Genomic DNA, 12,873 nt, shown 5'->3' with positions numbered 1-12,873 from the left:
CACCGGTCAGAACTCGGTGTGCCCGAGTCGCGGCTCCGACACGAACGCGGCGACGGCATCGCCGGCCGACTCCAGCTCGAGAATGACCAGTTCGTTGCGCCCGGCGCGGGTGACCGGCGCGGGCACGTGCAGCGTCTGCTGGGGCCCGCGGGTCCAGTACCGTCCGAGGTTGAAGCCGTTGATCCACGCGACGCCCTTGCCCCAACCGGTGGTGTCGAGGAACAGCGTCCCCGGCTCCTCGAGGTCGAAGCCGGCGCGCGCGAACACCGGGCCGGCGAGCCGCTCCGGTTCGCGCTGAACCGCGGGGCCGGCGGCGTCGAGTTCGACGCGCACCGCCTCCAGGTCGGGCAGCCGCAGCGGGAGGACGCTCCAGCGGCGCAGGCCGTCGCCGTTGAGGAGCACCGGGCCGACCAGCCCCTTGGGCTCTCCGATGCGGGGACCGTAATCGACGCGGCCCTGGTCCTCCACGAGCACGGTGAGCGTGCCGCGGCTCGGGGAGAGCGTGATCGCACTGTCGTGGTGGTCGCGGGCCAGCACGCCCACCCGCGTCGACCCGACGAAGACGTAGGCGCGGTCGCGCACCTCGCCGAACTCGAGCACGGCCGGCTCCGCCGTATCGATCTCGGTGCGGTAGAGCCCGAGTCCCGCATAGTGGCCGAGTTCGTCGAAGGTCGGCAGATCGTCGGTGTGCTGCCACTCGCCCAGCTTCGGCGCGAGCGAGAACAGCGGGATCGCATCCGCGAACGGAACGGTGAACGCCGGAGCCGCCGCCGCCGCGACCGGTTCCTCGGCCGGCACCGGCGCATACTTCGCGATCACGTCGCGGAACGCCCAGAACTTCTCCGTCGGCTCCCCCGCCTCGTCCAGCGGGGCGTCGTAGTCGTAGCTCGTGACGATCGGCTGGTACACGCCTTTGTCGTTGGCTCCGTTGGTGAAGCCGAAGTTGGTTCCGCCGTGGAACATGTAGATGTTGACCGAAGCCCCGAGCGACAGCAGCTCATCCAGGTCGGCCGCCGACTGCTCCACGGAGGTGGTGTGATGATGCGCGCCCCAGTGGTCGAACCAGCCGTCCCAGAACTCCGAGCACATCAGCGGTCCGGCCTGCTGGTGCTCCCGCAGGGTCGCGAGGCGTTCGCGCGACCGCGAGCCGAAGGAGGCCGTCTTGAGCAGACCCGGCAGCGAACCGTTCTCGAGCATCGAGGGCTCCGGCTGGTCGACCGTGGTCAGCGGCACGGTGATGCCCGCGTTGCGGAAGACCTCGACGAGATGCTGCAGGTAGTCCTTGTCGTCGCCGTAGGCGCCGTACTCGTTCTCGACCTGCACCAGCAGGACGGGGCCGCCCTCGGTGACCTGGAGCGGGCGGACGATCGCGAGCACCCGCTCCATGAACGCCGTGACCGCCTCCAGGAACAGCGGCTCGGACCGGCGGATGCCGACCGAAGGGTCGGTGAACAGCCAGGCCGGGAGGCCGCCGTTGTCCCACTCCGCACAGATGTACGGGCCGGGACGCACGATCGCGTGCATCCCCTCGGCCTGCACGGCGCGCAGGAAGCGCTCCAGGTCGAGGGCGCCGTCGGCGATCCACTCACCGGGCCGCGGCTCGTGGGCGTTCCAGGGCAGGTAGGTCTCGACGGTGTTGAGCCCCATCAACCGTGCCTTGCGGATGCGGTCGGCCCAGTCGTCCGGGTGCACGCGGAAGTAGTGGATGGCCCCGGACAGGATCCGGTGGGGCTGCCCGTCGAGGAGGAAGTCGTCCCCGGCGATCTCGAAGGTGCTCATGCGCTCTTTCTTCCCTCGCGTCCCGCAGCGGGGCCGCGACGCGCCGTCATCCGTGCCGGTGAACGGCGTGTCGCGACCCCGCCGACGGGCGGGTGAGGGTGTGGACGGGTTACTTGCCGCTGACCGTGAAGCCCTGCTGGTTGCCGTAGTTCACCAGCGCCTTCTGCCAGGCCTGCAGGCCCGGGTTGAGGCTGGAGTTCGAGGTGTACGACTGGCCGACGGTGTCGCCGTAGATGCTGTTCGCGTACACCTGGAAGGGCAGGTACTGCCAGCCGGTGGCGACGTTCTTCGCACCGTCGACGAGCACCTCGTTGATCTTCTGGCCGCCGAAGTATTCCGGAGCCTGGGCGAGGAAGTCGGACGAGTTCAGGTCCTTGGTGGTCGACGGGAAGCCGCCGGACTTCAGGAAGACCTTGATCGACGCCGGGTCGTTGTTCAACCACTTGAGGAAGCCCGCGGCGAGCGCCTGGTTCTTCGACTGCTTGAGCACGACCTGCGCGCCTCCGCCGTTCTCGGCGTTGACCGGCGTGCCGTCATAGGTGGGGACCGGGGCGACTCGCCACTGACCCGAGCCGTCCTTCACCGAGGACTCGAGCACGCCGGGCATCCACGCGCCGGTCACCAGCGTGGCGATGGAGCCGTTGCCGAGCGCCTTGTACCAGTCGTCGCTCCAGCCGGGGACGGTCGAGAGCAGCTTTCCTTCGACCAGCTTGTCCCAGGTGGCGGTCCACTTCTTGGTGCCCGCGTCCTGGAGGTTGATCGACACCTTCGTGCCGTCGGTCTGGAAGGGACGGCCACCGGCCTGCCAGATCATCGAGGTGGTGAACCCGGAGTCACCCGAGTCGCTCGTGATGTAGGCGTTCGGGTCGGCGGCGTGCAGCTTCTGCGCGGCGGCGACGTACTCGTCCCAGGTCTTCGGCACGGCGATGCCGTACTTGTCGAAGACCGTCTTGTTGTAGAACATCGCCATGGGGCCGGAGTCCTGCGGGAGGCCGACGAGCTTGCCGCCGACGTTGACGGAACCCCACGGACCCGGCGTGTAATCGCTCTTGAGGGAATCGAAGCCGTACTGCTTCAGGTCGACGAGGGAGTCCGACAGGGCGAACTGCGGGATGGCGTAGTACTCGACCTGGGCGACGTCCGGCGCGCCCGAGCCCGCCTTGATCGCGTTCTGCAGTTTGGTGTACTCGGTGGTGTTGGTGCCGGCGTTGACGAGCTTGACGTGGACCTTGGGGTACGCCTTCTCGAACGCGGCCACCTGTGCCTCGGCCGACGGCGTCCACGACCAGTAGGTGATCGTGCCGCCCTGCTTGAGGGCGGACTCGACGTCGGACGAGCTGCCGCCGCCGGTCGAGCCGGAGCCCGACGAGCAGGCCGCGAGCGAGGCGCCGATGACGGCACTGGCCACGACGGCTGTCGCCACGCGGCGCAGAGTCCGCGATCGCAGGATGCGCTTCATGGGTGTTCCTTTCACTTCCTTGTGGAATGGGAGGGAGGTGCTGGTGCTGGGTCGGTTCACTGCTTGACGCTGCCGGCGGCCAGACCCGACTGCCAGTAGCGCTGGAGCACCAGGAACGCCGCCACGATCGGGATGATCGTGATGAGCGAACCGGTGATCACGAGGTTGAAGATCGGCTGGGCGCCGACCCCCGTCGCCTGCGCGCTCCACTGGCTGAGGCCGACCGTCAGGGGGTACCAGGTCGGATCGCTCAGCATGATGAGCGGCAGGAAGTAGTTGTTCCAGGTCGCGACGATCGCGAAGAGCGCCACGGTGACCACGCCGGGCGCGAGCAGGCGGAGCGAGATCGTGAAGAAGGTGCGGAACTCCCCCGCGCCGTCCATCCGGGCGGCCTCGAGCAGCTCGGTGGGCACGGCCTCGCTGGCATACGTCCAGATGAGGTAGAAGCCGAAGGGGCTCACCAACGACGGGATGATGACGGCCCACGGCGTATTGGTCAGTCCGACCTGGCTGAACATCAAGAAAGTCGGCACGGCGAGGGCGTTGCCCGGCACGGCTATCGCGCCGATGATCACCGCGAAGAGCGCCTTCTTTCCGCGGAAGTTGTATTTCGCCATCCCGTACCCCGCCACGGTTGCGAGCAGGGTCGCGCCTCCCGCACCGACGACGACATAGAGGAGGGTGTTGCCCAGCCACTGCAGGAAGATGCCGCCGCGGTAGGTGAACAGCTCGACGACGTTCTGGAAGAGGTTGAAGTCCTTGCCGAACCAGAGTCCGAACGACGAGTACAGGTCCGGCTGGCTCTTGGTCGCGTTCACGATCAGCCAGACGAGCGGCACGAACGAATAGATCGTGAAGAGGACCATCACGATGGTCAGCACGGTCGACTTGCGGATGCGGCGGCCGGAGGTCGCTCCCGCTTGCGCCGCTGCGCGGTTGGAGCGGGCAGCGGCGCGGGAGGGCGCCTTGCGGCGAGGGTTCCCGGTCTGAGTCAGAGCAGCCATCAGCTGAGCTCCTTCCGCGAGCCCCGGAGCTGGACGACGTAGGCGATCACCGCGGTGACGACTCCCATCACGATCGCGACCGTGGCCGCGTAGTTGAACTGCTGACCGGCGAACGACAGGTTGTAGGCGTACATGTTGGGCGTGAAGTAGCTGCTGATCGCGTTGGGCGCCAGCTGCTTCAGGAGGTTCGGCTCATTGAAGAGCTGGAAGCTGCCGATGATCGAGAAGATCGTCGCGATGACGATCGCGCCGCGCACCGCGGGCAGCTTGATGCTGAACACGGTGCGGAATGCACCGGCGCCGTCGATCTCGGCGGCTTCGTAGAGTTCGCCGGGGATGACGCGCAGCGCCGCATAGAAGATGAGCATGTTGTAGCCCATGAACTCCCAGGTGACGATGTTGCCGATCGAGCCGAGGATCCACTGGCCGGCGAGCGGAGCCAGCTGCGTGCCGAGCAGGTGGTTGACACCCGCGGTGAGGCCGAACTGGTCCCCGTAGATGAAGCCCCAGATGAGGGCAGCGACCACGCCGGGCACGGCGTACGGGAGGAACAGCGCGATCCGGAAGAAGCCCGCGCCGTGCAGCCGTGCGGAGTCGAGCGCGAGTGCGGCGACCAGCGAGAGGGCGAGCATGATCGGCACCTGCACCACGAGGAACAGCGCGACTCGGCCGAACGACTCCCAGAACTTGCCGTCTTGGAGGACCGCCACGTAATTGTCGAGCCCGACGAATGCGTTGCCGCCGATGAGCTGCTGGCGGAACAGGCTCAGGTAGAGCGCGTAGACGACGGGTGCGACGATCATGAGGGCGAACACCACCATGAACGGGGCCACGAAGGCCCAGCCGCGCCAGTCGCGACGCTGGCGCCGCAGCCGCCGCGGCGGGGACGCCGGCGGGGCCGTCGGCGTGAGGGACGTCGTTGTCATGGCCTTCCTCGGATGGTCGGAGCGTATTTCGGTGGAGCAGAGATGTTTACGTCAACATCTGGTTCGCTACCATAGCATGTTGACGTCAACATGACGCAAGTCCGTGTCGACCCTCGACGGAACAGCCGCCATCACCAGAATGAGGAACCATGACCGAGTCGATCGCCGATCCGGCGCCCGCACGCCGCGGCGGCCGCACCCGCGGCCCCTCGCTCGGCGACGTCGCCGCGCACGCAGGCGTCTCCACGCAGACCGTCTCACGGGTCGCGAACGGCCTCACCAACGTGGAGGCGGCGACGCGCGACCGGGTGCTGGCCTCCATGCAGGCTCTGGGCTACCGGCCCAACCGCGCTGCCCGTGCGCTGCGTTCCGGGCTGTTCCGCAATCTCGGCGTGGTGATGTTCACGCTGTCGTCGTACGGGAACATGCGCACACTCGATGCGATCGCGGTGTCGGCGGCGACCGCGGGCTATTCGATCACCGTCGTGCCGGTGGAGCGGCCCACGCAGCAAGACGTGAGCGTCGCCTTCACACGGCTGCTCGAACAGGCGGTCGACGGGATCATCATCGTCATCGAGGCGCACATCGTCGACCGCGCCGACGTCGAGCTGCCTCCCGGCCTCTCGGTCGTCGTGATCGACTCCACCGAACGCTCCGACTACCCGCAGGTCGACACCGACCAGGCGGAGGGCGCCCGCCAGGCGACCGAGCACCTCCTCTCGCTCGGGCACGAGACGGTGTGGCACATCGCCGGTCCGGCCGAGTCGTATTCGGCGGCGCGCCGCGAGCAGGCGTGGCGCGACACGCTGGAGGCCGCGGGCGCGACCGTTCCCGAGGTCTTCCGCGGCGACTGGTCGACGAGCGCGGGATACGGCTTCGGCCGCGAGATCGCGGCGCGGCCGGAGATCACCGCGGTGTTCGCCGCGAACGACCAGATGGCGCTCGGCGTGCTGCGGGCGCTGCACGAGGCCGGGCGGCGCGTGCCGGACGACGTCAGCGTCGTCGGGTTCGACGACATGGCCGAGTCGGACTCCTTCTGGCCTCCGCTCACCACCATCCATCAGGAGTTCGAGACCACCGGCCGCCGCGCCGTGGAGCTGCTGATCGCCGAGATCGAAGGCCGCCCGGAGCCCGTGCGGTCGTCGGTTCTCCCGACGCGCCTCATCGTTCGGGCGAGCAGCGGACCGGCACCCGAGGGGCTCCCGAGGGGCTCCCGAGGGGCGTCCAAACGCCCCTAAAACGCCCGCTTCAGGGCGTTTGCTCGCCCCTCGGGCGCCGCTCGGGGCGCTCAGGCGCGCTCGACGACCTCGAAGCGGTTGCCGTCGGGGTCGGTTGCCTGGAACATCGCCGGTACGCCGAGCCAGCGCAGCAGCTCCCCCACCGCGACCCCGCGCCGGATGAGTTCCTGGTGTGTGGCGCCCGCGTCCCGACTCTCGAACCGGATGCCGGTCTCGACCCCCGCCGGCACGTCCCCGCTCGCAGTGACGAGCGAGACCGATACGGCCGATCCCGGCGGCGCCAGCATGATCCAGCGGCCGCCCGTGGGCAGCGGCGCGTCCACCAGCACGTCGAACCCGAGCGTGTCCCGGTAGAACGCCAGCGCGACATCCTGGTCCGCTACCGGGATGCCGATCGTGTTCACCCCGATGATCCCTGTATCCGTCATGCGCGCATCCTCCTCCTCTCTGCGCCGAGGGTCCGTCAGCCGCGGTCGACCAGCGGGCGCACCTCGATGCCGCCGTGACCCTGCCGCGCTTCGGCGAGGGAGGCCGCGAGCGCCACCACCTCGTCCCGGTCGTCGCCCTCGACCACGTAGAAGCCGCCGACGACCTCCTTCGCCTCGGAGAACGGGCCGTCGGTCGTCCGCGGCTCGCCGTCCGCTCCCGTGCGCACCGCCGCGCCGGTGGAGGTCGCCTGCAGCTCCCCCGCCGCACGCACCCGTCCGGCGGCCTTCTCGTTGAACGCCCGATGGGCCTCGTCCACCGCCGAGCGCTCGTCCGCGCTCAGCGCATCCCACCGGCTCTCGTCACCGTGGATGAGGATCAGGTACTCGGTCATGTCTTCCCCTTCGTCGAATGTCCTGAACACCCTCACGTCGAATGGGCGGGGCCGTTTTCGACGCCCGTCGCCCGGCTATACTGCTGACGTCCGGCCGTTCATCCGGCCCGGTGCTCGAAAAAAGGGCACGAAGCCGCGCTCCTCCGGCAGCAGCGCGCGAGACACATACGGATCATCGCACCTCCGTTCCCGTCTCGAAAGGCACCAGCATGCCCTCTGTGTCCGCTCACGTCGCCGCCGCCCTCGCCCAGCACGTCGACCAGGTCTTCGGTGTCATGGGCAACGGCAACGCCCACTTCCTCGACGCGCTCGAGCGCGACGGCGCCGTCGCGTACTCGGCGATGCGGCACGAGGCGGGCGCCGTCGTGGCAGCCGACGCCTACCACCGCGCATCGGGGAGGCTGGCCGCCGCCACCGCGACCTACGGGGCGGGCTTCACGAACACCCTCACCGCGCTGGCGGAGGCGCGGCAGGCGCACATCCCGCTCGTGCTGGTCGTGGGAGACGAGCCGACCTCGGGCCCGCGCCCCTGGGGAGTCGACCAGATCGCGCTCGCCAGCGCCGTCGGCGCCCGCACCTACACGGTCGGCCGCACCGACGCCGCGGCCACGACGGTCATCGCCGTAGAGCACGCGCTCACCTACCGGGTGCCCACCGTCCTCGCCATCCCCTACGACGTCGCCACGCGCGAGGCCGGGCCTGTGCCGGCCGCGCCCGCACCTGTCGCACCGGCCCCGCTCGCGCCGGCCGGTCCCTTCGCCGCCCGGGCGATCGCGGACGCCGCTCGGGCGCTGGCCGCCGCCGAGCGCCCGTTCCTGCTCGCCGGTCGCGGCGCGTGGATCTCGGGTGCGGGCGCCGCGCTCGGTGGTCTCGCCGACGCGACGGGCGCCCTGACGGCCGGCACCGCCCTGGGACGCGGCGTGTTCCCCGACACCCGCTTCGACCTCGGCGTCACCGGCGGCTTCGGTGCGGAAGGGGCGATGGAGGCCGTACGGAGGGCCGACGTCGCCGTGCTCTTCGGCGCCTCCCTCAACCAGTTCACGATGCGGTTCGGCGACCTGTTCGCGCCGGGCACCCGGATCATCCAGGTGGACGTCTCCCCGGCCGCGACCCATCCGCAGGTCGGAGCATTCGTGCGCGGCGACGCCCGCCTGGTCGCGGAGGCGCTGCTGGACGAGCTGCGCGCTCTCGGAGCCGAGCCGTCGGGCTGGCGCGAGTCGGTCGACGTCGGTGCCCTGACCGCTCGGCCGGCCGGGAGCGGTCTCGCCGCCGACGGGCGACTGGACCCGCGTTCGGCCGCCGCGCGCATCGGCGAACTGCTGCCCGCCGACCGTGTGGTCGTCTCCGACGGCGGCCACTTCATCGGCTGGGCGAACATGTACTGGCCGGTCGCCTCCCCCGACCGCATGATCATGGTGGGCACGGCATACCAGTCGATCGGCCTCGGCTTCCCGAGCGTCGCGGGCGCCGCGCTGGCGCACCCGGAATCGACGGTGGTGCTCACGACCGGCGACGGCGGCGGCCTGATGGCCCTGGCCGACCTGGAGTCCGCCGTGCGCGTCGCCGGCGGCCGTGGCCTGGCCGTGGTCTGGAACGACGCGGCCTACGGAGCAGAGGTGAACCTGTACGGTCTCAAGGGCCTGGCCCAGGGTCCGATGCGCATCCCGGAGGTCGACTTCGCGGCCCTCGGACGCGCCGTCGGCGCGCAGGGTGTCGTGGTGCGCACGCTGGCCGATTTGGAGGTCCTGGCCGAGTGGGCGGCGCGCCCGGCGGGCGAACGACCGTTCCTGATGCTCGACCTGCGGATCTCCGGCGCCGTGATCGCGCCCTACCAGAAGGAGATCATCCGCGTGAACTCGTGAGGGTCGAGGAGACGTAGCGCTACGCTCCTATCAACATGCTGATGGACCCCGACGACGACCTCTTCCCCGTTCCGCCGCCGCCCGTTCACCGGCCTGCCGGGCCTGAGGACCTCGCCGTGACGATCGCGTTCACGGTCGTCCTGGTCGCCGCCGGCGTCGTCCTGTCATTCGTCGCCGTGCTCGAGCTGATGCGGGTCGACGCGTGCGGCCCCGACCCGTCCGTCTGCGATCCCACTCTCGCCGCTGCGACGATCTGGATCACCCCGACGGCGACGCTCGTCTCGATCGCCCTGGTGACCGTCGCCCTCGTCCGACGACCCGGGAGGCTCCGCCGCACCTGGTGGGTTCCGGTCCTCGGTGTGGCCGTCACCATCGGCGGGTTCGCGCTGGCGTCGCTCCTCATCGTGCAGGCACTGCCCGTCGCTTCGTGACGGACGCGTCCCGACGGACGCCTGACCGATCCGCTCCCGCGGTCGATAGTGACGGCTGACGTACCTCCTTTGGTTCTTCCGTCGCAAGTCGTGAGGAGTTGCCATGCCCGAGTCCGCACCCCGTTCCGCCCGGCACCGGGAGGCCACGCGCCGAGGAGCCGCCGAGACCGTCCGCCGTCTGCTGGGGCGGCTTCGACGACGAGGGGGAGGCGCTCCCCGGCGACGCCTGGCTGTCGCCGCGGCGCTCACGACCGCCGTTCTCGTCGGGTCGGGCGCGGTGGTCGCCACCGGAGCCCTCGCCGCGGCGACGCCGCGCGTCGACGTCACCTGGACGACCGCGAACGCCTGGACCACCGGGTTCCAGTCCGCGGTCACGATCACGAACGGAGCGGGCACCGGCACCACCTTGAAACCCTGGCAGGTGCGGTTCACCTTTCCGCACACGCTCGTCAGCATCTGGTCTGCCGTGTCCGTCAGCTCGCCGGCCGGCACGCTCACGGTCGGCGCGCCCTCGTGGGCGACGACTCTCGCCCCGGGAGGGTCCGCCCAGTTCGGGCTCACCGCAACACGCGCGGGGACCGCCGCGATCGTTCCCACCTCGTGCACCATCGTCGGACTGCCGGCCGGGTCGAGCCTGCCGTGCTCGGTGAACGGCGGGGCCACGACGCCCACGCCGACTCCGACCCCGACCCCGACTCCGACCCCGACCCCGACCCCGACCAGCACACCCACTCCCACCCCGGCTTCCGGCCTCGCCGTCACCTGGACCGTCACCTCCGAGTGGACCGCCGGCTTCCAGTCGTCCGTCGCCGTCGCCAACTCGTCCTCCCGCACGCTCAGCCCCTGGCAACTGGCGTTCACCACTGCCGATGGTGTCGTCAGCCTCTGGGACGGCACGGCCGCAACGACGAGCGACGGCTTCAGCGTCACCGCCCCTTCCTACGCCAGCGTTCTCGCGCCCGGCGCGACCGCGACCTTCGGGCTCACCTCCGCCAAGGCCGCAGGTGCACCGCTGGTGCCGACCGCATGCCGCGTCCTCGGTGCCGACCTGCCCTGCACGATCAACGGCGGGACGACGCCGACGCCGACGCCGACGCCGAGCCCAACCCCCACTCCCACGCCGACCCCCACACCCACGCCGACCCCCACACCCACGCCGACCCCCACACCCAGCACGACGCCGGCCCCCTCGACCTCCCCGCTGGTGGTCGCACCCTACGTCGACATGGGCCTGTGGCCGACCGCCGACCTGACGACGTTCGCCGCCTCCGCCGGCGTCAGCGCGGTCACGGCGGCGTTCATCGTCGCCGACCGCAGCAGCGCCTGCTCCCCCACCTGGGCGGGCTACACCGCTTACGCGATCGGCGGCAGCCAGGACTTCCAGTCGAACATCCAGGCGTTCCAGGCCCGGGGAGGCCGCGTCATCGCCTCCTTCGGCGGCGCGATCAACGACGAGCTCTCCCGGGTGTGCACCGATCCCGCCAGGCTGCTCGCCGCCTACAGCTCGGTCGTGACACGGTTCGGGCTCGACCGCGTGGACTTCGACATCGAGGGGGCGGACGTCTCCGACGCCACGTCCGACCTGCGTCGGGCGACGGCCGTCGCTGCGCTGCAGAAGCAGCGCGCTGCGGCCGGGCACCCGCTCCAGGTCACCCTGACCCTGCCGGTGATGCCGTACGGGCTCGTAGCGAGCGGCCTCCGTACGGTCTCGGAGTTCACCGCGGCGGGCGTACAGCTCTCGGCCGTGAACCTGATGACGATGGACTATGGAACGGGCGTCACCGACATGGGCGCCGCGGCCGTCGCGGCGGCGACAGCGGCCGCAACGCAGCTGAAGTCCATCCAGGCGTACTCGTCGTGGACCGACGCGCAGCGCCTGTCACTCATCGCCGTCACGCCGATGTTCGGGCTGAACGACACCGGGGAGCTGTTCACGATGACCGACGCCACGACGGTCGGGCGGTACGCCGCCGCCAACGGCCTGGCCGGCCTCTCCTGGTGGGAGTTGACCCGCGACCAGCCCTGCGCCCAGGGTGTCGCCGCCTACATGTGCTCGGGCACGAACCAGCCGCGCTGGGCGTACTCGCGCGCGTTCGTCGCGGCGGTCGGCTGAACCGTCGGGGAAAGAACGGAGCCGACTGCGGGGTTCGAACCCGCGACCGCTCGCTTACAAGGCGAGTGCTCTACCAGCTGAGCTAAGTCGGCGACGACGGGAGCCCGTCGCGAACCATCCTAGGGGATGTGCGGCGAGCCTCCCGGAGCGGGAGGGACCGGTCGCCGGCTCAGCTCCCGCTGCTCGGTGACGGTGTCGGCGTGGCCGTCGACGAGTATTCGTCGCCCTGCGCCTGGAGCACGAATGCTTTGAAGTCGTCGGCGTTCGTCAGCGAGCCGGTGTAGGGCTTGCCGTTGACGAGCACGAGCAGGGCGTTCGTCATCTTCTTGACGTCGGAGTTCGGGATCGGGCCGGTGAGAGCGCGGTCGCTCGCGGTGCCGACCCACGTCTTGAACCGACCGTCGTCGATGCACGAGTTGACGTCGGATGCGGAGGCACCGGCCGCCGCCGCGCGCTTCTTGAGCTGCTGATCGGTGAGACCGGGGCCGCCCTCGGCGGGCTGGTTCGTGAACAACGACTCGTTGAAGGCCCAGAACGCCTGAGGCGAGTAGTTGGCGACGCAGGCCGCGGCGTTGGCCGCGCGCAGCGAGTAGCGGGTGCCGGCCGAGTGACTGGTGTAGATGGCGACGGGGTGCAGCTCCACCGTCACGGCGCCGTTCTTCACCAGGGGTGCCAGCTGCTTGAGATTGGTGCGCTGGAACTGGCCGCACAGCTTGCACAGATAATCCGAGTAGATGCGGATGTCGACCGTGCTGCCGCTCGGGTCGGGGGCGCTCGCGATCGGCTTGGCGTCGGCGGCCAGGGCCGGCGTGGCTCTGACCTTCATACCGGAGCCGACGACGACGCCGTCGCTGGCCATGTTCTTGGGTCCGGGCACCGTCGGGCGGATGGCACCCGTGATGACGACGGCGACGATGGCCGCGATGGCGAGGACGCCGATCACGATGCCGCCGGTCAGCAGCGTCTTGTTCCTGCGGTCCTTGCGTTGCTGGCTCGTGCGGAGCTGTCGGGCTTTCTCCCGTGCTGCCGCACGGACGTCGCCGCTGCGGCCCTCGTCGGGATCGGTCATGGAACTCATATCTTCAGGGGGATCGGCTCTCGGGGTAGGCGGCGCTGCGCGCGGGGGGACGCGCAGCGGGACGTGCGTGAGCTAGACGCAACCGGACGATCGTATTCCGGCAGTCTGGGAATAGACCAGAGATACGCCGTTCGAGATCCGAACACCGCCTCCACGTGTCCCC

11 protein-coding genes and 1 tRNA gene are annotated in these 12,873 nt (G+C 70.1%); 4 read left to right on the top strand and 8 right to left on the bottom strand.

Annotated elements, in window-relative coordinates:
• Nucleotides 1-6 precede the first annotated feature (6 nt).
• From Q0Q23_RS03655 to Q0Q23_RS03640, 4 genes are all read right to left on the bottom strand, one after another.
• Complete coding sequence (locus tag Q0Q23_RS03655; RefSeq protein WP_295119441.1) at nt 7-1,779, bottom strand: beta-galactosidase family protein; 1,773 nt, start codon at nt 1,777-1,779, stop codon at nt 7-9.
• Between the two features lie 109 nt (nt 1,780-1,888).
• Complete coding sequence (locus tag Q0Q23_RS03650; RefSeq protein WP_295119438.1) at nt 1,889-3,238, bottom strand: sugar ABC transporter substrate-binding protein; 1,350 nt, start codon at nt 3,236-3,238, stop codon at nt 1,889-1,891.
• 56 nt (nt 3,239-3,294) lie between these two features.
• On the bottom strand, nt 3,295-4,242 hold the full coding sequence (locus Q0Q23_RS03645) for a carbohydrate ABC transporter permease (RefSeq protein WP_295119435.1): 948 nt from the start codon (nt 4,240-4,242) through the stop codon (nt 3,295-3,297).
• Nucleotides 4,242-5,168, bottom strand: a complete 927-nt coding sequence (locus Q0Q23_RS03640; RefSeq protein ID WP_295119432.1) for a carbohydrate ABC transporter permease — start codon at nt 5,166-5,168, stop codon at nt 4,242-4,244. The genes Q0Q23_RS03645 and Q0Q23_RS03640 overlap by 1 nt, the downstream gene beginning before the upstream one ends.
• Before the next feature lie 149 nt (nt 5,169-5,317).
• Between Q0Q23_RS03640 and Q0Q23_RS03635 the strand changes: the two genes are divergently transcribed.
• A complete protein-coding gene (locus tag Q0Q23_RS03635; protein ID WP_295119429.1) occupies nt 5,318-6,406 on the top strand; it encodes a LacI family DNA-binding transcriptional regulator in 1,089 nt (362 codons plus the stop codon).
• Between the two features lie 50 nt (nt 6,407-6,456).
• Here Q0Q23_RS03635 and Q0Q23_RS03630 read toward each other — a convergent pair whose 3' ends face one another.
• Nucleotides 6,457-6,834 (bottom strand): VOC family protein, encoded by a 378-nt coding sequence (locus Q0Q23_RS03630; RefSeq protein ID WP_295119426.1) that lies wholly within the window; start codon nt 6,832-6,834, stop codon nt 6,457-6,459.
• Between the two features lie 35 nt (nt 6,835-6,869).
• Nucleotides 6,870-7,226, bottom strand: coding sequence for a YciI family protein (locus Q0Q23_RS03625; protein WP_295119424.1), 357 nt, complete (start codon nt 7,224-7,226; stop codon nt 6,870-6,872).
• Nucleotides 7,227-7,435: 209 nt separating this feature from the next.
• On the opposite strand from Q0Q23_RS03625, the gene Q0Q23_RS03620 reads away from it, so the two are divergent.
• From Q0Q23_RS03620 to Q0Q23_RS03610, 3 genes are all read left to right on the top strand, one after another.
• Nucleotides 7,436-9,088: a thiamine pyrophosphate-binding protein gene (locus Q0Q23_RS03620; RefSeq protein WP_295119422.1), complete on the top strand. Its 1,653-nt coding sequence runs from the start codon at nt 7,436-7,438 to the stop codon at nt 9,086-9,088.
• Nucleotides 9,089-9,129: 41 nt separating this feature from the next.
• Nucleotides 9,130-9,519, top strand: a complete 390-nt coding sequence (locus Q0Q23_RS03615; protein ID WP_295119419.1) for a hypothetical protein — start codon at nt 9,130-9,132, stop codon at nt 9,517-9,519.
• A gap of 103 nt (nt 9,520-9,622) precedes the next feature.
• Complete coding sequence (locus Q0Q23_RS03610; RefSeq protein ID WP_295119416.1) at nt 9,623-11,632, top strand: cellulose binding domain-containing protein; 2,010 nt, start codon at nt 9,623-9,625, stop codon at nt 11,630-11,632.
• Nucleotides 11,633-11,651: 19 nt separating this feature from the next.
• Here Q0Q23_RS03610 and Q0Q23_RS03605 read toward each other — a convergent pair.
• Nucleotides 11,652-11,724 (bottom strand) — tRNA-Thr (locus Q0Q23_RS03605).
• Nucleotides 11,725-11,801: 77 nt separating this feature from the next.
• Complete coding sequence (locus Q0Q23_RS03600) at nt 11,802-12,701, bottom strand: thioredoxin domain-containing protein (RefSeq protein ID WP_295119412.1); 900 nt, start codon at nt 12,699-12,701, stop codon at nt 11,802-11,804.
• Between the last annotated feature and the right edge of the window lie 172 nt (nt 12,702-12,873).

It is taken from the genome of uncultured Leifsonia sp. (assembly GCF_945957465.1).
In the GTDB taxonomy this organism is placed as follows: domain Bacteria; phylum Actinomycetota; class Actinomycetes; order Actinomycetales; family Microbacteriaceae; genus Leifsonia.
The sequence above is the reverse complement of the archived record's forward strand: the minus strand, read 5'-3'. Positions and strand labels throughout refer to the sequence as shown.